The sequence below is a fragment of the Desulfosporosinus nitroreducens genome (assembly GCF_023897015.1).
Lineage (GTDB): Bacteria > Bacillota > Desulfitobacteriia > Desulfitobacteriales > Desulfitobacteriaceae > Desulfosporosinus > Desulfosporosinus nitroreducens.
The window spans coordinates 1-22,280 of sequence record NZ_JAMHFY010000016.1 but is presented as its reverse complement, the minus strand read 5'-3'; the positions used below and the strand labels follow the sequence as shown (position 1 = coordinate 22,280).

The window sequence follows — 22,280 nt, the reverse complement described above, 5'->3', positions numbered from 1 at the left end:
CTTTTAAAAAGAGTTTAGTCTATAGATTTTTTTACATCGTTTTCAAACGAACTTCTACTGGAGATCCTATGGTTATCCCGTCTTCAGAAACTATAGAATCATAGGCCAAGATCGTCACTCCTTTTTCACTTGCAAGCTTCAGCGCCTTTGTAAATTCCGGATCCCTTATCTCAAAGGGGGTAAAATACTTTACGCCTTTCATCTGGACGAGAAAGAAAATGAAACCGGCATACCCATCCTCCACTGCTTTGATCATTTCATAAATATGCTTGCAGCCTCTCTGAGTAGGAGCATCAGGGAACATGGCAATGCCCTCGGTTTCAAGGGTTACACCTTTTACTTCAATGAACCCTCTTTGATCGTTGGTTTCAAAGTATAAATCAAATCTAGAATTACCGTAAACAACCTCTTTAGACAGTTTTGTAACTTCACGAAATTCCTTAATTTTCCCCTCCTTGATACCATCAAATACAACCAGATTCGGGATTTGTGAATCGATATTGATCAGAACATTTCCCTTATAGCAGGCTATAAGGGAGTACTTTGTCTTTCGCTCTGTATTTTTTGCTTCTTCCAGAATTACCACAGTTCCTTCTTGGAGTATCTCTCTGCACCGTCCTGTATTTTTAACATGAACAATTTCTTCATTATTGTCTAACATTACGTGAGCAATAAATCTATTAGGCCGTCTTATAAATCTTGCAACTTTAACAGATGTATACTTCAATGTTTGCACTCCTTTAATTTATAAGCCATAGCCTTCTTATAATAATTATTTCCATGATAAGATTACCGCCCATTTTATAGTCCTGTATTGAGGAGGGGATAGCTAATCAACGGTATTATATTTAATGCGCCACTTAGAAAATTCAAGGGCAGTTATTCTTTCAGCGGTTATGCCATCAGACATGCTAGAGGCCAGGAAAATAATTGGTTCTACCATAACTCTTGGACGTAGCAGTGGGGATTTTATTTGACGCTTAAGATCTTCGGGAATCATCCCGGTATCAGTTGCTCCGCCAGGAAGGAGCATATTAACGGTTATTCCATATGGGCGGAGATCCTCTGCCATTATGTATGACAGCGACTCAGCTCCGGAACCAGAAGGGCCGTAGGGGATAAAGCCCTTGCACCTCGTGGTTTCACGATTTATCATAATGTTGATAATTTTTCCATGTCCCTGCTTAATCATAAGTGGGGTAAACCCTCGGGCCACAAGAAAATAACCCGTAAGATTTGTGTCGATTAAATTTCGGAATCCGTCAGGGGTAACTTGGAAAAAGGGTTGTGGTTCTACCATGAATCGCTTATTTACTGTATGCATACCAATTCCAGCATTATTGACTAAAACATCAAGTTTCCCCCAGGTTCTCTGTACCCATTCAACTGAATCAGCAACCGATGTTTCCGAGCGAACATCCAAAGGCAATCCGTATGCATTCAAACCTGACGATTTAAGTCGCTTAACTTGATTATCCAGTTTTACTCCTGGTCTTGAAGCCAGAGCAACCGTAGCCCCTGCACGAAGAAGACCTTCCGCCATTGCAAGTCCAATACCGCTTGAGGCACCGGTCACAACTATATGGATTCCCGATAAATCCGTATCGGGATTTGAAGTATTAGTTTTAGTCATCTTATACCTCCTGAAAAATTGTGCTATGAGTATAATACCTCCTATCCTTTAACACGACAACTTCAAGCGAAGTGTACATTCATAGTTGTCCTGGGCACCCGATAAGAATATTGAAGATTTTCTTGCTTCTTATATCATTGAGGCAACAAAAGAAGAAAGTGAGATCAATGTTGTTAAAGAGAATTAGTGCTAATTTAGAAGCCGAAATTGGCTTCTTTTAAATACACTAAGAATTTCTAAGTAAAAAAGGAAATCGACTGACGCCTAGGCCCTGGCGCAGCTAGCTATACTTAATACAAATTTCTTAATACTAGTTTTCTTTTACTAAACTATGATGTATAATACTCATATAATCGCGTAAGCGAATATATGAGTATAATTTAAAAGAGGTGATTCAATGGAAAAGCTGTTAGATGCCTTAAAGGCCCTATCTGATGAAACTCGGTTAAGGATTCTAAATTTATTATTTGAAAAGGAACTCTGTGTTTGCGATATAATGGAAACCTTACAAATTTCACAGGCCAAAGCCTCAAGGCACTTAATTTATCTTAAGAATGCTGAATTGGTGAAAGACCGCAAACATGCCCAGTGGGTTTACTATTCCTTGGCTATCGATGAACGGATCAAGTTTATAGACAGCTTGGTCTATGATAATTTGAGGAATCTAGAACTGTATCAAAATGACCTGAAAAACTTAAAGGATTGGTTAACTCGCAAGACTCTGAACTGTGATTAGATTTATGGAGGGTGATTAAAGTGGAAAAGGTTGAACAAGCTAAGTTGTCGTTTTTAGACAGATTCTTGACACTCTGGATATTTATCGCTATGGCAGTCGGTGTCTTTGGTGGGTATTTCTTTCCTGACTTAGCAAAGTCACTGAGTGAATTCAGCACCGGAACAATATCATGGCCGATAGCTGTAGGTCTTATCATTATGATGTATCCCCCCCTTGCCAAGGTAAAGTATGAAGAGATCGGAAAAGTTACACAAAATAAAAAGATCTTTTCCTTTTCGCTAATTCAAAACTGGATTATTGGTCCTATCTTGATGTTTGTGCTGGCTATATTGCTGCTGGGCGATAAACCCGGCTTTGCTATTGGACTTATTATCATAGGTCTTGCCAGATGTATTGCAATGGTTATTGTTTGGAATACCCTCGCTAAAGGGGATAACGAATATTGTGCTGCTTTGGTTGCCCTTAACTCTATCTTCCAAATTCTTTTATACACAGCCTATATTTATATATTTGTCACTGTCATACCTAAGTGGCTGGGGCTTTCCTGGGGAGGCCAGGTGGTAGATGTTTCGATGTGGGAAGTAGCAAAGAGTGTACTTATTTACTTAGGTATCCCTTTTGCAGCAGGTTTTATAACAAGGTTTGGATTGATAAGAGTCAAAACAAAAGAGTGGTACGAAAAGGTATTCATTCCTAAGATATCTCCCTTGGCTTTGATTGCACTGCTTTATACAATCGTCATTATGTTTATAACAAAAGGAGAACAAATTATTCAAAATCCTGGAGATGTCATTAGAATCGCAATACCTATGTTAATTTATTTTGCAATAATGTTTTTTGTAAGCTTTTATATGTCTTTTAAAGGCGGTTTCAGATATGACCAAACTGTAACCTTAGCTTTTACAGCGGCAAGTAATAATTTTGAACTTGCCATAGCAGTTGCTGTAGCTGTATTCGGTATAGCATCAGATGTTGCCTTCACTGCGGTAATCGGTCCTCTAGTTGAGGTGCCAGTCATGATTGCTCTGGTAAATGCAGCACTCTTCTTCAAACGCAAGTATTTCGATAAAAATGGCCTACCAAAGCATAGCCTTTAGAAAGGGGTTTAAATTATGCCTCAAAAAATTAAAGTTGCCTATATTTGCGTTCATAACTCATGTCGCTCACAGATGGCAGAGGCAATATCAAAGCTAATGGCAGCGGATAACTTTGAAACCTATTCTGCAGGGACAGAAATCAAGCCACAGATTAATCAGGATGCAGTTGAAGTAATAAAAGAGATTTATGGTGTTGATATGAACACAACCCAAAGATCAAAATTGCTCTCAGATATTCCTCCTGTGGATGTTGTAATTACCATGGGATGTAACGTCAAGTGTCCTATTCTACCGTGTAAATACAGGGAGGATTGGGGACTGGATGATCCTACGGGTAAGGATAAGCATGAGTTTATAAAAACTGCCCAAATAATAGAACAGAAGGTTATGGACCTGAAAAATAGAATAAACGATTTGTGGTAGCGTATTAGGAGATCTGGCCACTTTGCCCTATAGATCACGCGTATTCATAAATTATAGCCCGATAACTTGATGCTCACAAAATCAAGGTAATCGGGCTATTTTGCACTGCCATCCAGGCGTGAAAAGAAAATTCATGATACTGAAGCAGGATTTAAATGTTCATTAGCCGGTAGTATTTCGACACTATGATTGTAAAAACAACAAAAATATAATAATATAAATACATTATTAAAACACATTTATGAAAGTCGGGGATAAGATGACAATTAACAGAGTGAGTAGCATTGAAGTAAGAAAGATCAATCGAAATGCTATCTACAAATTTTTATATAAGCGGGATCCTATCTCTATTCAAGAAATAGCTCAGACGTTAAATATGAGTTTACCCACCGTTACCCAAAATCTTAAAGAATTACAAGAAAGAGATTTAATTATTGAGACAGGTTTATTCGAGTCTACAGGAGGCAGAAAAGCGAAGGCTATTACGTTTAATAGTCATAAATATGCTATTGGGTTAGATATTACCCGAAATCATGTTGGAATTGTATTAATTGATTTAAGCGGAAAGTTGATCAAAAATGTCCGAAAGCAATATCCATTTGTCAATTCTAAAGAATACTTTGCAGGAGTTGGAAACTTAGTACAGCAATTCATTAATGATTGCACAATAGAAAGTTCGAAGATTTTAGGTGTAGGTATTGCCTTACCTGCAATATTATCAGCCGATAAACAAATGGTGAATTACGCAACTGTTATAGATTTCAAAGGGGGAAGCGTAAAGGACTTTTGTGAGTTTATACCATATCCATGCATTTTGAGTAACGATGCAAATGCAGCAGGATTTGCAGAACTATGGAATGAAGACGATATACAAAATGTGGTATATCTTTCTCTTAATAATAGTGTCGGTGGATCTATTATTATAGGAAAGAATATCTTTTCAGGACAAAATCAACGCAGTGGTGAGTTTGGACATATGACAATTGTTCAAAACGGTCGCACTTGTTACTGTGGACAAAAAGGATGTGTTGATGTATATTGTTCAGCTAAAATCCTATCAGATAGCACAAACGGGAATATTGCTGAGTTCTTTAAACTTCTAAGATCAAATAATGAACCTCAAAGAACTCTTTGGGAAGAATATCTCTCGCACTTGGTCATCATTATCAACAATTTAAGAATGCTCTATGATTGTAATGTAATTCTAGGTGGATATGCTGGAGCCTATATGGATGAGTACATTGACCAATTAAGAGAATTAGTATCAAAAAGAAATTCGTTTGAGGTAGACGGAAGTTATCTGCATGTATGTAAATATAAGTTGGAGGCAACAGCCGTTGGCGCAGCCTTGCAGCATGTTGAAACCTTTATCAATAATATTTAAATATATTTACTTAACTTACTCAACCCCTGCAAGGAGTACCAATTCTAATAATGTTATCATCTTTACTGGATAACTTAGTAATTCAGGCAAGATGATTTTTCATGTTTGTGTTGCAGAAAAATGGAAAAAACCATAGAGTTCAGATGACAAAATTAATTCAGAAATGTATAACTTTACTAGTCAAACACAGGTTGACTTAAGTGAAAAAAGGGATATAATTTTATTAAATCTTATTAAAACATATTTACAAAAGTCTTATATAAATCACGGAAAAATAAGTTCATTTTTTACAAATGTTTAAGTGGTGAAATATGAGGGATGTTAAAGTATGACTCTATTCTGATTTTAAAATCAGCATGAGAAAGGATTAAACAAATAATCTCATGGGGGAAGAAAATGAAAGAAAATTTTAAGCTGCGAGTATCTCAGATTGAGAAATCGTTTCCGGGTGTTAAGGCTCTTGATAAGATTGATTTCGCTGTTAAAAAAGGTTCTGTCCATGTATTGTGTGGAGAAAATGGGGCTGGAAAATCAACATTAATGAAAATCATTAATGGAATCTATCAACCGGATAGTGGTCAGATTTACATAGACGAAAAACCGGTGAAAATCAATAATCCTATCCAAGCGAGAACTCTAGGGATCTCCATGATATTTCAAGAGATGAGTTATGTTCCTGAGATGACAGTTGAAGAGAATCTTTTTCTTGGAAATCTCCCCGTCAAAAGGTTCGGTAATGTTAATTGGAAAGAGGTAAGACGACGCACTAAAGAGCTCTTACTGGCTGAAAATCTACCGTATTCTCCGACGACCCCACTTAAAGATCTTACTATTTCAGATATTCAGATGCTGGAAATCATTAAAGCTATTTCCTACAAGTCCGATATCATCATAATGGATGAGCCCACCTCGGCGATCACACTTAAGGAAGTAGAAAAATTATTCGTTAAGATAAGAGAACTCAAAGCTAGAGGAGTAAGCATCATCTATATATCTCATAAGTTAGATGAGGTTTTCCAGATAGCGGATGATATAACAGTGTTAAGAGATGGAACGGTTGTAGAAAGCCACCCTAAGGAAGAACTGGACATCGAAACGGTTATCGCCTTGATGGTGGGACGTAAACTTACCACGACATTTCCAAAGGAACACGTTGCTATTGGGGAAGATATGCTTCAGGTTGAAAACTTGAATTGCACAAATGTGTTCCATAATATTAATTTCCATGTTAAAAAAGGGGAAATTTTAGGATTTGCCGGGCTAATGGGTGCCGGAAGAACCGAAGTTATGCGCGCTTTATTTGGCCTTGATCCAAAAACATCGGGTATTGTAAAAATTAAAGGCAAGGAAGTTACGATTAAAAACGTGCGTCAGAGTATCGATCATGGGATGGTCATGCTTTCAGAGGATAGGCGACGATACGGTATAATTCCTATGCGATCAGTCAAGGAAAATACGACCCTTTCTAATTTAAAAAGTGTTTTTTATGCTTACAGGAATCATAAAAAAGTTGAGAAGAAACTGGTCTCCGAAATTCTTAATAAAATGAGAATTAAAACACCAACCATAGATACACCTATAGCATCATTGAGCGGAGGTAATCAGCAAAAGGTTGTTCTCGCCAAATGGATGATAAGAAATCCGGATATTCTAATCTTGGATGAACCTACTCGAGGTATTGATGTCGGCGCCAAGTTAGAAATTTATAAGCTTATGACGGATTTAGCTAAAGAGGGTAAAGTCGTAATTATCGTTTCTTCTGAACTCCCTGAGGTCATTGGTATGTGTGACAGGATTTATGTCATGGCCAAAGGAACAATCACAGGGGAGATAAATCGAGGAGACTTTTCTCAAGAGCTCATTATGAGATATGCTACCGGAACTTTGACAGCTGAGGGGGTGAACTGAAATGAAACTAGGAAGTAATTTTTGGAGTACTGTTAAAAAGAAATACAGCATTTATATGATTCTAGTCGGGTTATTCATTGTATGTTCACTGGCAAATCCTAATTTTTTGTCAGTCAATAATTTAACCAACATTTCAAGGCAGTTATCAGTTACCACTATCCTGGCACTGGGTGCGACGCTTCTTATCATCAGCGGAATGCTGGACTTATCATCAGGGTCAGTCCTGGCACTTGCTGGAGTATTTGCAGTATCTACCTATAAAGCGACAGGCTCTTTGTTATTAGCACTTACTGTAGGTATTCTGACTGGGATTGTATGTAACGTAATCAATGCCATCATGGTTAGTACGTTTAAAGCACCTCCTTTTATTGCTACATTGGCAATGCTTACAGTGGCTCGTGGGGTGGCACTTCTGTACACGAAGGGACAGAACATCCTTCAACTGGGAAACTTTACAGAATTAGGACAGGGATCCATTGGAGTTATTCCAATTCCTATTATTTTTCTAATAGCGATTGCAATTCTAACGTGGTATTTGTTGAATCATACTCGATTTGGACGTTCTCTTTATGCTGTCGGAGGTAATGAAGAAGCGGCTATTGCCTCAGGGATTAACGTTCATAACGTTAAATACACTGCTTTTATCATTAATGGTATTTTTGTAGGGATTGCGGGTGTTCTATTCATGTCCCGTGTCAATGCAGGTCTTCCGAATGGCGCTATCAATTATGAGTTTACCGCTCTAACCGCAGCTATCATTGGGGGAACGAGCTTTTCCGGCGGTATTGGGACCGTAGGAGGAACCCTTGCCGGTGCGTTCATTGTTGGGTTTTTAGATAACATTATGAACTTAAACAATGTAGATTCTTATATGCAACAAATAGTTCGCGGTACCATTATCGCACTTGCTGTTATCTACGATATTCGATCAAGGAACCGCAGAGCAAAAGCTACGTTAGTCAAAGCAGAGGATCTGGGAGCAGATAAAAAATAAAAACATCAGTTTAAGGCTTGTTTAATGATGAGAAATAATCAGATTCTTTAACGAAGTATTATATGAACTGAATTAATAAGCCTTGCTGTTTAAAAATATAACTTTACAAGAGAGAAGGATGGAGAAAAAGATGAAGAAAAAACTGTTAAGCGTAGTTTCATTGTTATTAATGGTGGCTTTATTAGCCGGTTGTTCATCAAGTAAGCCAACAACACCTGCTCAGAGTGACTCGTCTAGCGAGAAAAAATACAAGGTTGCCTACATAGCACGCGCCCAATCCGATTCATTTGCGGCTTGGCTTGCTAATGCAGTTAGAGACGAAGCTAAGAAATATCCGAATATCACCCTAGAGGTTTTCGATGGTCAGGCAAACGATGATAAAGAAAACTCTATGATTGAGAATGCTATAACCAACAAATTTGATCTAGTTATCGTGCAGCCAAATAGTGGCGAATCTCAAAGACCTTATGTAGAAAAGGTTGTTAAAGCCGGTATCTTTGCAATTACAACTAATGCACGTATTTCCGGTATTGAAGGTGCATCGTCAGTTGATGCTCAACCTTATGAGCAAGCAGCGGTCAATGCACGTGCAGCTTTAACACAAATTCCACAGGATGCAAAAGTCGTTGTCCTAAAAGGACCTTCCGGTAACTTCCATGCCGATGAGCGTCGTGCCAGCTGGCAAAAAGAGTTCTTTGACAAACGCCCAGATGTTAAAATTGTTGGCGAGCAAATTGCTAATTGGAACAAAGATGAAGCTATGAAGTATATGGAAGACTGGGTTCAAGCTAACGATAAAATTGATGCTGTTATTGCCATGAATGATAACATGGCTGCCGGAGCACTTGAAGTAGTTAAAGACAATCCAAAGTATGCAAAAATGTTTGCCTATGGTGTTGATGGAACAGCTGAAGCATTATTCCTCATTAAAGAAGGCAAAATGACGTCTACTTGTTTGCAAAATGCTAATGAACTTGCAGAGAAAATGCTTGATGCAAGTAACAAGCTTTTAACTGGTGCAGAAAAAGAGATTAACACTGATATTGGTAACCCACTCGTTACTAAGGAAAATGTTGATGAATACATTGAAATCCTAAAAAAATCCGGAACAATTAAATAATACTTTCATGCTCTCTGGAGTACGCAGGACATTCTCCCTCAGGGATGAATGTCCTGTTGGCTAACATCTACCCTAGCGTTCATATGTGATTGCACCATTTTTAACTAACTTACATTTACTCAAGGAGGGGTACTCAATGAAAAATAGAGCAGCCTACATGACCGGTCTCAACAAATTGGAAATCCGTGAAATCGAAGTCCCTGTACCGAAAGAAAAACAAGTCCTCGTAAAACTTGAATATGTAGGTATTTGCGGGTCTGACGTGCATTATTTGGAACACGGGAAAATAGGAGATTTTATCGTCAATGGTGATTTTATACTTGGTCATGAATGTGCGGGAACTGTAGCTGCCATCGGATCAGGTGTAGAAAATCTCAAAGTTGGAGATAAAGTAGCTTTAGAACCGGGATGTACTTGTGGTCAATGCGAATTTTGCAAAACAGGCAGATACAATCTTTGCCCGGATGTAGAGTTCTTAGCGACACCACCCTATCATGGTTGCTTGATGGACTACATTGCATTTCCGGAAAACATGGCCTTTAAGCTGCCAGAAACCATCTCAACTAAAGAAGGCGCGCTTGTTGAGCCATTAGCAGTTGGCATGCATGCTGCAGCGCAGGGTAATGTTAAGTTAGGAGATTCAGTGGTGATCCTTGGCTCAGGTACTATTGGTCTTGTTACACTTCTGGCGTGTAAGGCGTTTGGTGCAACGGATATTATAGTTGTGGACGTTATTCAAAAAAGGCTGGAATATGCTAAAAAACTGGGAGCAACGACAGTTTTAAATGCCAAAGAAGTGGATGTTTTAGCTGAAATCGATAAACTTACGAACAAAAAAGGCGTTGATATTGTTATCGAAACTGCGGGGTCTACCCAAACAATTGCTCAAACCCCTTATCTTGTCAAGAATGGTGGATGTATCGTTCTTGTTGGCATGGCACCTCAGGATACTATCGAATATAACTTCGCAAAAATTATGGCTAAAGAAGCAGAAATTAAATCAGTTTTTCGTTACAGAAATATCTATCCTCAAGCTATCAATGCAATTTCAAAAGGTATTATTGATATCTCTGGAATTATTACGCATGAGTTTGATTTTGAAGATGTTGCCAATGCTTTTGACTTCGCGATTAACCATAAAGAAGACGTTGTTAAAGCTGTTATAAAAATCGGCTAATCTATTTCTACCAATATTCGTAGACTACTAAACCAGGAGGGGTGCGCGATGCAATATTTACTTGGCGTTGACTTAGGGACTTCGGGTACAAAAACTGTGTTGTTTGATCTTGCCGGAAACGCCATCTTTTCAAAGACGATTGAATACCCATTATATCAGCCAGCAAATGGTTGGGCAGAGCAAGACCCTTCTGATTGGTGGAATGCGACATATAATGGTATTAAATACGTTATCAATGAGAGTGGTATTGATGCATCTGGAATTGCCGGAATTGGTCTTTCTGGACAGATGCATGGGCTTGTAATGCTCGATAAGAATGGAATCATCTTGAGAAATTCAATCATTTGGTGCGATCAGAGAACAGACAATGAATGCCAGCAGATGAATAAAATAATCGGTGAAAAAAGGCTCATTGAAATTACGGCCAATCCTGCTCTTACAGGCTTTACTGCTTCCAAAATTCTCTGGGTTCAGAACAACGAACCTGAAGTTTATGAGAAATGTGCTCATATTTTGCTTCCTAAGGATTACATCCGCTATATGCTTACGGGTGAATTTGCTACAGAAATGTCAGATGCGTCAGGTATGCAACTTATGGATATTCCTAATCGTTGTTGGTCTGATGAAATATTATATAAATTTAATATCGACAAGTCTATGCTGGGGAAGATCTATGAATCACCAGATATTACAGGCAAGGTACACAGAAGGGCAGCAGACTTAACGGGACTCCGTGAGGGTACAATCGTTGTGGGCGGTGCAGCTGACAACTCTGCTGCAGCTGTTGGTACAGGGGTCGTAAGGGCAGGGAATGCTTTTACGACCATCGGAACTTCCGGTGTGATTTATGCCATTTCAGATGACGTTTCCATTGACATTAAGGGCAGGGTGCATACATTTTGCAGTGCCGTACCTGGGAAGTGGACGGTCATGAGTTGCACCTTGGGTGCTGGCTTATCTTTGAAATGGTTGAGAGATACTTGTTGCTCTGAGGAAATGATGGAAGCTGAAAAGCTAGGGGTTGACCCCTATGTTGTCATGAATACCATGGCCGAACAAGTTATGCCCGGAGCAGGGGGATTAGTTTATCTGCCTTACTTAATGGGTGAACGCTCTCCTCATCCGGATCCTTATTGCAGAGGAGTATTCTTCGGATTGTCTGCTTCGCATAATCGCTCTAACATGATTCGTGCCGTAATGGAGGGGGTAGCCTTTTCCCAGCTTGAATGTGTTGATGTATTTAAGGAAATGCGAGTTAACGTCGAAGATATGATAGCCTGTGGTGGCGGAGGAAGAAGTCCCGTCTGGAGACAGATGCTTGCAGATATGTACGGTTGCCCTGTAAGCACGATCAAAGCGGATGAAGGGCCTGCCTTTGGTGTAGCGATACTAGCAGGAGTTGGAGCAGGAATCTATGATTCAGTAGAAAACGCCTGTGATAATTTAGTTATCAAGAATAGTATCCAGAAGCCAAATCTTTCTACACGAAAGGTGTACGATGAGTATTATCAGCTGTATAAGAAATTGTACATTGATTTACAGGGGTCATTTAAGTATTTATCTAAACTCCCAAAATAAGTCTGTGAACGGCAAGATTTTAAGAGATCTTTGTGTGAGTGAACCTACTTAGTATAATTACAGGGTTATAACGGAACTAATGTTTCGTTATAACCCCTTAAGCATTCTCTGATATACCCTTAAATTAAGATTTCCTTAGATGTTTCAAGTTATCCCGGAGAGTTCTGAGCCGAATTTAATGCTGCTATACTTCGTACAAAAAAATATGCAGCACCAATTACCATGCTGATATTTAAACAGGGCTACTCTTCATTTGATGAACTTTCTAAACTTGCTGAAGGTGAATGCAGCCAGTTGGTAGTTACTGGAATGTCTATGACAAAAGGAAGAATTAAAGTAATACTTGTTGGGATTTGTTTAGGTTTTTAGAAATAAACAATACATAGTTAAATGAGTTATGATTGAATATAACCCATTCAATGAAAGTTTATTTACCACGCCGAGGGAAGCTCGCATTGATCACGAAAAAGATAAGCAGTTAAATTATTCAAACGTATGAATACTGATGCAAGGGTCTTTTTTCAAGATGAAATATCTTTTTTCCCGGTCAATTATATTAGCCGCTTTAAACTCTTTAAGTGCCTGAATGACCATAACACGCGAAGAGCCAATCATATCAGCTAATTCCTGCTGGGTAATTTTTAGATCTATCAACGTCGAGGTTGGCGTTTTTCGTCCATATTGTTCTGCTAAACGATAAAAAAGTTGCAACAATCTCTCTTTTACAGGTAGTCCAGCTTCTTTTCCTAATTTCAACATGGTTTCATAACGTTTTAGTCCTAAGTAGCCAATAATTCTCATGGCAAACGAAGGATCTTGTTTGATTAACGCCTCAAATTGGAGTTTACTGAAACAGCATATGCAAACATCTTCCATAGCTATGGCGCTTGAATGCTCATTTTGTTCTTGATATAAGGACAATTCACCTAAGACTTCACCGGGTCCGCATATATCCAGAATTGTTTCATTGCCCTCTTTTGTAGTTTGTACGAGTTTCAGCTTACCCGATTTTATGAGGTATATGGTACTTGTTGCCTCTCCTTGCCGAAAAAGGTAGTGTCCTCTGGACAATCTCTTTCTTTGCGTACATTGGCACAAGTTAGTAAGTTGATCTTGTTCTAGTCCCTGAAATAGGTCCAATTGCTGCAGACAGATGATGCAACGCTTCATACTTTTCCTCCTCATGTATCAACGGTTGCTATAAATAGAGTGTATCGGGAAAAGGCTCCAACACTACTATAATACCTGAAAACCTGAAATGCACAATAATTCCGCCTGTCGTAAGCGGAATTATTGTGCATTTTCGGAAAAATTTACAGAAGCACTTCTACCTTTTCTGCCTTAAATAAAACCATTTTCTCCTCTATACATGCTTTGCCTGTGAGCCTGAAGCCTTTTGGGCCACCTTCCATAGTTGCTATTATAACCTGCATCATTCCGTTATCTTTGATGTTCTGCTGAGTGATCTCCATCTTGTAGATACCAAACCCTAGTACGTCAGCTTCTCTTATTTCCGCTACTTTCCCTACCACGATCATGTGTGGTTCTCCATGGACAGAAGCAGTTGTAATAGGAATAAACGGAGCCTTTGCTATTACATCTTTAATTTCTTGAGTTATAACCATTTAAATTCACTCCTTAAACTTTTTATTAATTATGTCACTTAACTTTACTGATGTAAGTAGGGGTTTCTTTGCCTAAAGCTTTCTCTAAAGTTTTAAGCACATTCTTTTTGAAAACTGACAGATCAACGCTCTCAATTTCGATTGGCACCTGTGTATATTCGAAAAAATCTAAGATATCCTCATCATTGAACTCGGAAACACCGGTGTAGAGGAGCAAAATTTTATCATAGAAACCAAAATTCTGCCTAGCGTCAATTTCGTCCCAGCCTTGTGCTTGAATGAAAATTTCTCGCCAATTTTGCAACCAACCTTGAGTAAGGTAAAATATCTTAACCGATTTTTCTAGTTTCTCCTGTCTCTCCTTACCTAAAATCAATTCAATACAATTCCGGGGTTGCAACCTGATAACATGATATTTTTCTGTAAACTCGCTCATCTCAGGATGGCACATAGAGCCAAAAAAGAGGACTGTCTTTTCTTCGGTCGAATTATCATTTAGCGCATCGGTGATGCCATCTTTCAGTTTATCATAGTCTACATGCAAAGCTGGTGCAGTATAGATAACTTTAAACACGACATCAGATGCCCATTCAGTTCTAATTTCCTCTAGAACTTGCTCAAGCTCCAGTTGGAAGATGCCGCAGGCAACTATGCGTACCTCCATATTAATATCACCTCTTCTCTGAGTTTCGTTGTACGATAAGTCATGGGATCTAACAACTTACTCGTCTTGTGTGATCTTAACATGGGGCTAAAAAGATTAATGTTAAATAATTAACAAAAAAGTTAAAAATAATATGTTAATAGCAAGGAACGTATAAGTGTATAAACAAGCGTCAGTATTACGCTCCTATACAAATGGGGTAGACTGGTGAGGCATTGGAGCACTTGCTTTTTCTATTATGTTCCGCACGTGGAGTACGTGGTATGCTATATTGGGTTTGAGTGAAAGTTTTGATATAAGCGGGACGCAGAGAAAGTATATTATTTTTATTTTAGTCGTGGCGTGTAGCGAGCAAGCACGAGTGAAAGCTAAATTGCCCAATAAATTGAAGTATTAGTAGTTATTGAGGCTGTTTTGGATTGATGCTTATTGCTTCTTATAGGATGGGGAGTCAATCTCGGATGGACGCAGTTCTTTAACTTAAAGAAAGTTATCTGATATTTTAAATTTGACATATGTAGATAATCTATATAATATAATTATATAGATTATCTACATATGGAGGCGCAATATGACAATCGATAAAAGTCTTTTAACAGGAAGCACTACAATGCTTATTTTAAAGTTACTTGACGAATCGGATATGTACGGCTACCAAATGATTGAAGAACTGAGAAAAAAGTCAAACAATACTTTTGAGTTAAAAGCAGGAACATTGTATCCTTTGCTCCACACCTTAGAGCAAAAGAATATGCTCACTTCATACGAAGAGACCGCAGATAATGCAAGGGTACGGAAATACTACAGTATAACAAAAAAAGGTCGCAAGCATTTGAGCGAGAAAAAAGAAGAATGGAAAGCATATACCTCTGCGGTAAATGATGTTTTAGGAGGTGCAACTTTTGCAACAGCCTAGCAAAATTACCGAGTATTTGGAAGCTGTGCGCCAACAGATACGTTGGAAAAAAGCTCAGTCTCCAGTTTTAGAGGAAATTAATAACCACATAACCGATCAGAAAAACGCCTTTTTAAGTGAGGGGTATAATGAGGAAGCAGCAATTGACAAGGCAATTGCTGAGATGGGCGATCCCTTTGTTGTCGGAGAGCAACTTGACCGTGCTCATAGACCTAGGCCGGATTGGCCGTTGCTTGTAATAACAGCCACTATGCTTGTTTTGGGGCTAGCTATTCAATTTTTTGTTAGACCAGATGTCCCTCTTGGAGAATGGATGTTTGGAAGACAAATTTTATGGGCAGGTATTTCAATTCTTGTGATGTTTGCGGCATATTTCTTAGACTTCACAATCATAGGGAAGTACCCTAAGTTTATATTTTTTGGTCTCTGTACAATAACGTTAGCTTCTTATTTGTTAAAAGGAGAAGGCAGAGGGACATCTACTATTTATCTGCTATTGCTGTTTCCTACCGCCTTTGCGGGGTTTGTTTACATGATGAGAAAAGGAGGGTATAGCGGACTTATTCTTTGCGGGGTAGCTTTTATTATTCCGGTATCGAGGACTAATGGGAATGTCACTGTTTCCTTTTTGATTTGGATTTCCTGCCTTCTTATTTTGGCGGCGGCTGTTAAAAAAGGCTGGTTTAACGTAAGAAAACTATTGGCTACACTCATTTTAGCTATCCAGACTGTTGTCGTTTTGTCTATACCGTTTTTGAAGGGCAAACAGTATTTCTTTGATAAAATGCGAGTAATCTTAAATCCAACGCTTGACCCGACGGGGTATGGATATATTAGTGCTGTGATACAACGGCTTTTATCCCATTCGCAGTTAATCGGTCAGGGCTTGCCGATAAGAGGGTATGGAGATTATTTGGCATTAAAGCTTTTACCCGCAGCCAATACCAATTTTCTGTTGACTTACTTGATTTACAGATTTGGATGGATTGTACTTATCGGGACAATTGCGATATTCTCAGCTTTTATTATGCGTGCCATTATTCTTTGCAAGAAGCAAAAAAGCGTACTAGGATTTTTGGTTTCTCTCGCGATTATCTCAACATTTTCTGCACAGTTTATTTTGTATATTTCTTCAAACTTAGGTTTTTGGCGACTTGATCCGTTGTCGTTACCACTAATCTCTTACGGAGGGCGAGCCCTAGTTACAAATATGTGCCTAATAGGACTTTTGCTTTCAGTGTTTCGTACAGGGGATTTGGTGACGGATAAAGATGAGGAGAGTGTAGGTGGAATAAATTCAAGCCGATTTATTCAATACGATAACGGACAGATTATCATTAACCTAAAAAGTCACTCTATTAAGTAGGAAATATTTATATTTAATGAAGTCACTAGCATCCTTATTGGGCTTACTAGTGGTCAAATAATACAGCCATAGTCAATAAAATAGGGGAGTGGTTCATTTGAAACGAGATGCAATAATTGGCGGAGTCATGGGGGTAATTATCGGTGACGCTTTAGGGTTACCTGTTCAGTTCATGACAAAAACAGAAATAAAGAAAAACCCCATCACAGATATGACGGGAGGGGGGGCCACCGGACTCGAACCGGGGGCGTGGTCGGACGATAGTTCTCTTACCCTCTGTCTGGCTGAAAGTCTGTATGAGGTGGGCTATAATCCTGCTGATATTGCTCGGCGCTTTGTGATGTGGTATCGTGATGGCTATTTGACCCCGTTGGGCAAGTCCTTTGATATAGGCGAAACCACAGAAATAGCCATGAAGAGATTGATCCATGGGGTTGCTCCATTTAAAGCGGGTCCTACTGATGCCAATAGTAATGGGAATGGAAGCCTGATGCGAATTCTCCCCGCAACCCTATTTTTCGCCCATGAATCTGATTACACTATGATTCAGCGAATATGTGAAGTTTCCAAGATAACCCATGGACATCCGCGTAGCCAATTGGCGTGCAGTTTGTATTCTCTGTTCGTAAGGGAATTGCTAAAAGGGAGCAGTCCTCAAAAAGCCTATGACACTATGAGACTTAAATCTCAAACTGTGTTCTTTATAGATCGCAAAATTGGTAAGCAATTAAGTCATTTTAAACGTATTATTAGCGGTGAACTTCCCGATCTTGATGAAAGTGATATAAAATCGGGGGGCTATGTCGTTGAATCCTTGGAGGCCGCTCTCTGGAGCTTTCTCACCACATCGTCGTTTGAGGACGCGGTGCTCAAAGCGGTAAATTTAGGTTGGGATACGGATACAGTGGGAGCAATTACAGGTAGTATGGCTGGTGTTCATTATGGGTTTTCGAACATTCCCGATCATTGGCTGAGGAAACTATTAGATTATGAAAAAATAATGAGTCTAACTAATCAATTTGCAGAACGGATATTACAAACAAAGTAATTAGCTTATGGCGTGATATATTTAGAGTTTCAATCGCAATTCAGATTAGTTGTTGACAACGTAAATTAAAAATGCTAATATAAAGTTCCGGCTTAAACGGCCACTCAATCTGGCGGCATAGCCAAGTGGTAAGGCAGAGGTCTGCAAAACCTCTATTCCTCAGTTCAAATCTGAGTGCCGCCTCCAATCAATTTGCCGATGTGGCGTAACTGGCAGACGCACGGGACTTAAAATCCCGCGGAGTAACATCCGTACCGGTTCAATTCCGGTCATCGGCACCATACAGACTACTTAGCAAACCTCGAAATCCTTTGATTATGGATTTCGGGGTTTTTTATACGTGGGTTGGACGAAGGTTACACCCTTACCAGGATGTCCTTAATAGGGTTTGCTAATTAATCAAAAAGTCTAGATTTTGCAGGGATTTATGGGTAGTTTTGCGTATATATGTGCATAAAAAAACAGCTTTTGGCGTCAAAAACCGTGCACATGGAGTTAAAAACGATGTATCGTAAACCAAATAGTTAACGTCAGACCCGGCCTAGCTTGTCTCCAAAATCGTACCGCGTACGATTTTGGAGACAAGCTAGGAGAAGGCTCCGACCCTTTCGGGATTGCCCAAATTCTGATTTGGATATTGAGGCGGAAAAATAGTAAGATTCTGGTTGCCTAAGAGAAAAAAAGGGGTTTGGTTAGCAAGCCCTATTTATTAAAAGCCTGTGTGCTAGTGGCCGTAATGGCTATTAGGGGCTTCCGTCATTGTATAGCTTTTGAATTAAGTAGTTCTCTATAATAACTTCAGGACAAACATAACTGACATCCCCAGACCCAAGGTGGCGATAATATTACGGCTCTTATAGGCCACAAAAGCAGCAACTATGCCCGCAATCAGGTAATCATTGTGTAAACTAATATCCAAATATCCCTTGGGCAAAAGTAACAATGGCACAATTAAGGACGTCAATATTGCAACTGGGACATATTTTAACCATCTGTTTAACCAAATTGGAACCCCTGTAAACCGGAACAAAGCTAGCGCACCAAATCTGGTGAAATATGTAACCAAGGTCATCCCTATAATAATGTAAAAAACTTCACTGCGCATGTTCGCTATCCTCCTCTAATAAACCCCCTATTAGACTGGCTATAAGGCAGGCGATAATAATATACCATTTACCTGGTAGGTACAGAGCAGCAATTACTGAAACCACTGCAGCTATAGCGAATACAATTAGACTGATGCGGTCTGCCAACAGCGGTATCAGCAATACCAAAAAAGTTGCCGGCATGGCAAAATCAAGCCCCCAAGTTAAGGGGTCAGAAATGTAGCCCCCCAAAACGACCCCGGTAATAGTAGCCAAAACCCAAACTAAATAAAGTACAATACTCACAGTCAATTGATAGGGCACACTGTATCTGGTTTTGTGAATTCGGCTAATGGTCAAGGCATAAGCTTCATCAGTCAAAAAGAATGCCATAAATGCTTGAAGGGGAAAAGGCAGTCTAACCATATAGGGCGCCAAGGATGATCCCATGATCAAGTGGCGTAAGTTTACCAGTAAGGTTGTAAGCATAAGAATTCCCCAGCCCGTTATGCCTGCGCCCAGCATCGTAATGCCAATAAACTGTGACGCACCGGCAAAAACAAAGACAGACATTAGAATAGTTTCTATTCCTGACATTTTTGCTGTAAGCCCCATTATCCCACAGGTGATACCAAAGGGCACTACCCCAAGCACCACTGGGGTGCATTCGCGAAGTGCAACCCATACTTCTTCTGCTAGTTCGTTCTTACCTGAGAGGAGATTTGATAGCAGCATAATCATCCACCTACCTTTAATATTTCTTTAAATCTTAACGAGTATCGAAAATATTGTAAATATCCAATTGTGCTTATATAATATAAATTGGATACAAAATAAGGAGAAATGCCAAATGGATATATCCAAATACCTAAATAGCACAGAGTTGGATACCTTTAATAAGCAACCTCTCTATCTGCAAATTTCCTTACTCATTGCTGACAAAATCCAAAAGCAAATCTTTCCTTCAGGTACGAAGCTGCCCCCTGAACGGGAATTAGCTGACCTCTTTGCTGTAAGCCGTACAACTGCTATCAATGCCTATCGTAAGTTGGAACAGCAGGGATTGGTATGGACCAAAGTGGGTAGCGGGACTTATGTAGCCCAAGCACGTGATTTAGAGTCCTTATCTGAAGTCCCCTGGCCCCAACTGTTTACTGCCTATCCTCAAAACCCGTTAGCGTCAATCCTGAGGGATCTGGTTTCTACTAATACTCCGGGTACTATATCTCTGGCTGCAGGTATGCCTGATCCAGCCCTTTATCCTCTGGAAACCTTTACCGAGTTATTTAACCGCAATATTGGAACTGTCCCTCCTGCAGATTTTGGACATATTCCTACAGAAGGTTATTACCCATTGAGAAGGGCAATCGCCGCAATGTTGAGCGAGAAGGGGATACCGGCTTCGACGGAGAACATACTAACTCTCTCAGGATCCCAACAAGGCATATATTTACTAAGCAAAGTGTTATTGGAACCTGGCGACTATGTTGTGATGGAAACACCAACGTTTATCGGTGCTATCCAAGTTTTTCAGGCTGCAGGAGCAAGGGTTTTAAGCCTCCCTTACTCGGAAAAATTTTCAATAGAGCTGTTGGAGGACTTTCTAATTCGCTACCGGCCGAAATTGTTATATATTATACCTACCTATCAAAACCCGACCGGCAGGGTAATGCCGGAACAAGAGCGCAAAGATTTGATAAAACTTGCAAAACGTCATCGGCTTGTGATAGTGGAAGATGATCCATACAGCGATTTGTGTTATGGTGAACAGCCGCCTCAAGCTCTTAAATCAATGGATTCCTACGGAGGAGTAGTTTATTTGGGGACTTTCTCGAAAATTCTATTCCCAGGTTTACGTACAGGATACCTTGCAGGTCCGCCAGTTTTAATCAATCGGCTTGCCTTAGAAAAACAGTTCATAGACCTACACTCAAGCAACATAGCCCAATGGCTCGTGACCATGTTCTTAAATGAAGGGAAGCTTGCAGAGCATCTGACCAAGGTTCGGAGAGAATACAAAAAACGCCGAGATACAATGGCAAAAGCTCTCCAGCGTTTGTGTGTAAAAGAGATTGATTTTACCGTACCAGAGGGAGGGTTTTACTTTTGGTGCAAGTTAAAACAGGCTGGTACCTCCCAACAACTCCTACAAGCTGCTGCAAAAAACCGAATTTCCTTTGTGCCTGGCGAAGCTTTCCATACAGTACCCACCCCTGATAAAGAGTTTCGTCTCTGTTTTACGACTCACAATGAAACCGTTTTGCTTGAAAGCGTGCAGCGCTTGGCCAAAACCTTGACACAAATAACAAAAAAGAACAAAGATAACGATGCACCACCTTGTTCGGTATGGCCGATTATTTAACCTAGCGAGGAAGAATTAGACAAACAAACGCCCACCCTTGTTGATTCCAACAAAGGTGGGCGTTAATTAATTCCCTACCTAAACTTTATTAATTCGGCTGAACGTTTGAGTTGTTCATCTAGAACCTTAGCATATATTCTTGTTGTTCTGGGGTCGGTATGTCCTAAAGCGTCTTGTACAATTGCAAGGTTATCCGTTTCACGGAGTAGTAATGTGGCAAAGGTTGAACGCATTTTATGTGCACTGAAACCGTCAGTATTATGTCCCAATGTTTTAAGAATTGCCATATATTTTGTTATGAGATTTTGTACTGCTCTTGTACTTATGCGTTTTCCTTGCATAGAGAGAAATAATGCCTCTGATTTGCCTTGAGCATATCGTTGTCGTTCATTTTGAAGATAATCGTCCAAAGCTTCCTTGATTTCAGTATTAAAGTATACGACTGTTTCTTTATTTCCTTTGCGAATAACTTCAAAGTAGCCTTTACTAAGGTTTGTAGTTGTGAGATTAAGATGACAGAGTTCGGATAAACGCAATCCTGTACCAATAAAGGTAAGAAATATTGCGTAATTGCGTTTTTCAGTATATGCGTGATATTTGAGTTGTTCCTTAGATAAACCAACACCGTTCTGTAAAACGTCAGTAAGGTCAGCAATTTGATTAGGCTCAAGAGCTTTAGGAAGCTTTTGGTTGACGTTAATCGGGTCTAGCTTGATAGTAACATCTTTAGAAATCATATCCTCGCGCAGCAAATAACGATAAAGGGATTTTATGACTGCTTGTTTACGAGCAAGAGCGCGCACACCATTATTGCGTTCAACGCTGGCCCAGCTCAAATAAGCTTCGATGTCGCGGTGTCCGATGTTTTCAACAAGTAATAAGCTTACGTCAACAGGAGAAGAGGGGAAGGCAGCCTTGGAATTGCATAGGAACTGAAAAAACAAACGAAGTTCATTGGTATAGGCATATTGGGTATTTTTCGACTTATTTATGACTGCAAGGTGATTAATATAATCTTGTACAAAATGTGGAAGGGAAGAGGAAGTTAAGCCTTTATTATGATTCAATAGAACCGTACCTCCATCAGTGTAAGCAGTCAAGTAAAACCAGCAACTTTTCGCCACAAACCATACAACATTTTATTACTGGGTAATAGTCTTCCTA

21 protein-coding genes and 2 tRNA genes are annotated in these 22,280 nt (G+C 39.5%); 15 read left to right on the top strand and 8 right to left on the bottom strand.

All coding sequences use genetic code 11. The features are described from left to right. Positions 1-31 precede the first annotated feature (31 nt). Both sfsA and M8E35_RS16685 read right to left on the bottom strand, forming a co-directional pair. Entirely contained in the window at positions 32-727 is a 696-nt protein-coding gene (gene sfsA, locus M8E35_RS16690; protein ID WP_252470371.1) for a DNA/RNA nuclease SfsA, read from the bottom strand. A gap of 102 nt (positions 728-829) precedes the next feature. Next, positions 830-1,633: an SDR family NAD(P)-dependent oxidoreductase gene (locus M8E35_RS16685; protein ID WP_252470369.1), complete on the bottom strand. Its 804-nt coding sequence runs from the start codon at positions 1,631-1,633 to the stop codon at positions 830-832. A gap of 397 nt (positions 1,634-2,030) precedes the next feature. On the opposite strand from M8E35_RS16685, the gene M8E35_RS16680 reads away from it, so the two are divergent. The 9 genes from M8E35_RS16680 (at position 2,031) to xylB (ending at position 12,050) form a co-directional block, all read left to right on the top strand. Continuing rightward, positions 2,031-2,369 carry an ArsR/SmtB family transcription factor gene (locus M8E35_RS16680; RefSeq protein WP_252470367.1) on the top strand — a complete coding sequence of 113 codons (339 nt, stop codon included), beginning with the start codon at positions 2,031-2,033 and terminating at the stop codon, positions 2,367-2,369. A gap of 20 nt (positions 2,370-2,389) precedes the next feature. Next, the gene (arsB, locus tag M8E35_RS16675) at positions 2,390-3,466 is read left to right on the top strand and encodes an ACR3 family arsenite efflux transporter (protein WP_309446479.1); all 1,077 of its coding nucleotides are present in this window, start codon (positions 2,390-2,392) and stop codon (positions 3,464-3,466) included. Positions 3,467-3,481: 15 nt separating this feature from the next. After that, entirely contained in the window at positions 3,482-3,889 is a 408-nt protein-coding gene (locus M8E35_RS16670) for an arsenate reductase ArsC (RefSeq protein WP_252470363.1), read from the top strand. Positions 3,890-4,148: 259 nt separating this feature from the next. After that, positions 4,149-5,273 (top strand): ROK family transcriptional regulator, encoded by a 1,125-nt coding sequence (locus M8E35_RS16665; RefSeq protein ID WP_252470361.1) that lies wholly within the window; start codon positions 4,149-4,151, stop codon positions 5,271-5,273. A 396-nt stretch (positions 5,274-5,669) separates the two neighbouring features. Beyond that, positions 5,670-7,181 (top strand): sugar ABC transporter ATP-binding protein, encoded by a 1,512-nt coding sequence (locus tag M8E35_RS16660; RefSeq protein ID WP_252470359.1) that lies wholly within the window; start codon positions 5,670-5,672, stop codon positions 7,179-7,181. A gap of 1 nt (position 7,182) precedes the next feature. Further along, positions 7,183-8,175, top strand: coding sequence for an ABC transporter permease (locus tag M8E35_RS16655; protein WP_252470357.1), 993 nt, complete (start codon positions 7,183-7,185; stop codon positions 8,173-8,175). A 130-nt stretch (positions 8,176-8,305) separates the two neighbouring features. Next, positions 8,306-9,295, top strand: a complete 990-nt coding sequence (locus M8E35_RS16650) for a sugar ABC transporter substrate-binding protein (protein ID WP_252470355.1) — start codon at positions 8,306-8,308, stop codon at positions 9,293-9,295. Between the two features lie 136 nt (positions 9,296-9,431). Further along, a complete protein-coding gene (locus tag M8E35_RS16645) occupies positions 9,432-10,472 on the top strand; it encodes an NAD(P)-dependent alcohol dehydrogenase (RefSeq protein ID WP_252470352.1) in 1,041 nt (346 codons plus the stop codon). 48 nt (positions 10,473-10,520) lie between these two features. Beyond that, positions 10,521-12,050 (top strand): xylulokinase, encoded by a 1,530-nt coding sequence (gene xylB, locus M8E35_RS16640; RefSeq protein WP_252470350.1) that lies wholly within the window; start codon positions 10,521-10,523, stop codon positions 12,048-12,050. A gap of 483 nt (positions 12,051-12,533) precedes the next feature. On the opposite strand, the gene M8E35_RS16635 is transcribed toward xylB, so the two are convergent. The 3 genes from M8E35_RS16635 to M8E35_RS16625 form a co-directional block, all read right to left on the bottom strand. Further along, on the bottom strand, positions 12,534-13,220 hold the full coding sequence (locus tag M8E35_RS16635; protein ID WP_252470349.1) for a Crp/Fnr family transcriptional regulator: 687 nt from the start codon (positions 13,218-13,220) through the stop codon (positions 12,534-12,536). A gap of 143 nt (positions 13,221-13,363) precedes the next feature. After that, positions 13,364-13,675 carry a pyridoxamine 5'-phosphate oxidase family protein gene (locus M8E35_RS16630; RefSeq protein ID WP_252470348.1) on the bottom strand — a complete coding sequence of 104 codons (312 nt, stop codon included), beginning with the start codon at positions 13,673-13,675 and terminating at the stop codon, positions 13,364-13,366. 34 nt (positions 13,676-13,709) lie between these two features. Then, positions 13,710-14,339 (bottom strand): DUF1638 domain-containing protein, encoded by a 630-nt coding sequence (locus M8E35_RS16625; protein WP_252470347.1) that lies wholly within the window; start codon positions 14,337-14,339, stop codon positions 13,710-13,712. Between the two features lie 571 nt (positions 14,340-14,910). Between M8E35_RS16625 and M8E35_RS16620 the strand changes: the two genes are divergently transcribed. The 5 genes from M8E35_RS16620 to M8E35_RS16600 all read left to right on the top strand — a co-directional run bounded on the left by M8E35_RS16620 (position 14,911) and on the right by M8E35_RS16600 (position 17,950). Next, complete coding sequence (locus M8E35_RS16620) at positions 14,911-15,255, top strand: PadR family transcriptional regulator (protein ID WP_252470346.1); 345 nt, start codon at positions 14,911-14,913, stop codon at positions 15,253-15,255. After that, positions 15,242-16,621 (top strand): FtsW/RodA/SpoVE family cell cycle protein, encoded by a 1,380-nt coding sequence (locus M8E35_RS16615; protein ID WP_252470345.1) that lies wholly within the window; start codon positions 15,242-15,244, stop codon positions 16,619-16,621. The genes M8E35_RS16620 and M8E35_RS16615 overlap by 14 nt, the downstream gene beginning before the upstream one ends. Positions 16,622-16,718: 97 nt before the next feature. Then, a complete protein-coding gene (locus M8E35_RS16610; protein WP_289710881.1) occupies positions 16,719-17,669 on the top strand; it encodes an ADP-ribosylglycohydrolase family protein in 951 nt (316 codons plus the stop codon). A 111-nt stretch (positions 17,670-17,780) separates the two neighbouring features. Continuing rightward, a tRNA-Cys gene (locus tag M8E35_RS16605) sits at positions 17,781-17,855 on the top strand. A gap of 8 nt (positions 17,856-17,863) precedes the next feature. Further along, a tRNA-Leu gene (locus M8E35_RS16600) sits at positions 17,864-17,950 on the top strand. Positions 17,951-18,456: 506 nt separating this feature from the next. On the opposite strand, the gene M8E35_RS16595 is transcribed toward M8E35_RS16600, so the two are convergent. Together M8E35_RS16595 and M8E35_RS16590 are read right to left on the bottom strand one after the other, a co-directional pair. Continuing rightward, positions 18,457-18,774 (bottom strand): AzlD domain-containing protein, encoded by a 318-nt coding sequence (locus M8E35_RS16595; protein WP_252470343.1) that lies wholly within the window; start codon positions 18,772-18,774, stop codon positions 18,457-18,459. Continuing rightward, positions 18,764-19,489, bottom strand: coding sequence for an AzlC family ABC transporter permease (locus tag M8E35_RS16590; protein WP_252470342.1), 726 nt, complete (start codon positions 19,487-19,489; stop codon positions 18,764-18,766). Before M8E35_RS16590 ends, M8E35_RS16595 begins: the two co-directional genes overlap by 11 nt. A gap of 115 nt (positions 19,490-19,604) precedes the next feature. Here M8E35_RS16590 and pdxR point away from each other — a divergent pair, with 115 nt between their 5' ends. Further along, complete coding sequence (gene pdxR, locus M8E35_RS16585) at positions 19,605-21,116, top strand: MocR-like pyridoxine biosynthesis transcription factor PdxR (protein WP_252470341.1); 1,512 nt, start codon at positions 19,605-19,607, stop codon at positions 21,114-21,116. Positions 21,117-21,190: 74 nt separating this feature from the next. Here pdxR and M8E35_RS16580 read toward each other — a convergent pair whose 3' ends face one another. Continuing rightward, positions 21,191-22,183, bottom strand: a complete 993-nt coding sequence (locus M8E35_RS16580) for a tyrosine-type recombinase/integrase (protein WP_252470340.1) — start codon at positions 22,181-22,183, stop codon at positions 21,191-21,193. Positions 22,184-22,280: the final 97 nt, after the last annotated feature.

What these genes read in the sequence shown, in the direction of transcription:
- M8E35_RS16685 (WP_252470369.1), bottom strand. Translation starts at nt 1,633, where the DNA reads ATGACTAAAACTAATACTTCAAATCCCGATACGGATTTATCGGGAATC.
- M8E35_RS16680 (WP_252470367.1), top strand. Translation starts at nt 2,031, where the DNA reads ATGGAAAAGCTGTTAGATGCCTTAAAGGCCCTATCTGATGAAACTCGG.
- M8E35_RS16670 (WP_252470363.1), top strand. Translation starts at nt 3,482, where the DNA reads ATGCCTCAAAAAATTAAAGTTGCCTATATTTGCGTTCATAACTCATGT.
- M8E35_RS16665 (WP_252470361.1), top strand. Translation starts at nt 4,149, where the DNA reads ATGACAATTAACAGAGTGAGTAGCATTGAAGTAAGAAAGATCAATCGA.
- M8E35_RS16660 (WP_252470359.1), top strand. Translation starts at nt 5,670, where the DNA reads ATGAAAGAAAATTTTAAGCTGCGAGTATCTCAGATTGAGAAATCGTTT.
- M8E35_RS16655 (WP_252470357.1), top strand. Translation starts at nt 7,183, where the DNA reads ATGAAACTAGGAAGTAATTTTTGGAGTACTGTTAAAAAGAAATACAGC.
- M8E35_RS16650 (WP_252470355.1), top strand. Translation starts at nt 8,306, where the DNA reads ATGAAGAAAAAACTGTTAAGCGTAGTTTCATTGTTATTAATGGTGGCT.
- M8E35_RS16645 (WP_252470352.1), top strand. Translation starts at nt 9,432, where the DNA reads ATGAAAAATAGAGCAGCCTACATGACCGGTCTCAACAAATTGGAAATC.
- xylB (WP_252470350.1), top strand. Translation starts at nt 10,521, where the DNA reads ATGCAATATTTACTTGGCGTTGACTTAGGGACTTCGGGTACAAAAACT.
- M8E35_RS16635 (WP_252470349.1), bottom strand. Translation starts at nt 13,220, where the DNA reads ATGAAGCGTTGCATCATCTGTCTGCAGCAATTGGACCTATTTCAGGGA.
- M8E35_RS16630 (WP_252470348.1), bottom strand. Translation starts at nt 13,675, where the DNA reads ATGGTTATAACTCAAGAAATTAAAGATGTAATAGCAAAGGCTCCGTTT.
- M8E35_RS16625 (WP_252470347.1), bottom strand. Translation starts at nt 14,339, where the DNA reads ATGGAGGTACGCATAGTTGCCTGCGGCATCTTCCAACTGGAGCTTGAG.
- M8E35_RS16620 (WP_252470346.1), top strand. Translation starts at nt 14,911, where the DNA reads ATGACAATCGATAAAAGTCTTTTAACAGGAAGCACTACAATGCTTATT.
- M8E35_RS16595 (WP_252470343.1), bottom strand. Translation starts at nt 18,774, where the DNA reads ATGCGCAGTGAAGTTTTTTACATTATTATAGGGATGACCTTGGTTACA.
- M8E35_RS16590 (WP_252470342.1), bottom strand. Translation starts at nt 19,489, where the DNA reads ATGCTGCTATCAAATCTCCTCTCAGGTAAGAACGAACTAGCAGAAGAA.
- pdxR (WP_252470341.1), top strand. Translation starts at nt 19,605, where the DNA reads ATGGATATATCCAAATACCTAAATAGCACAGAGTTGGATACCTTTAAT.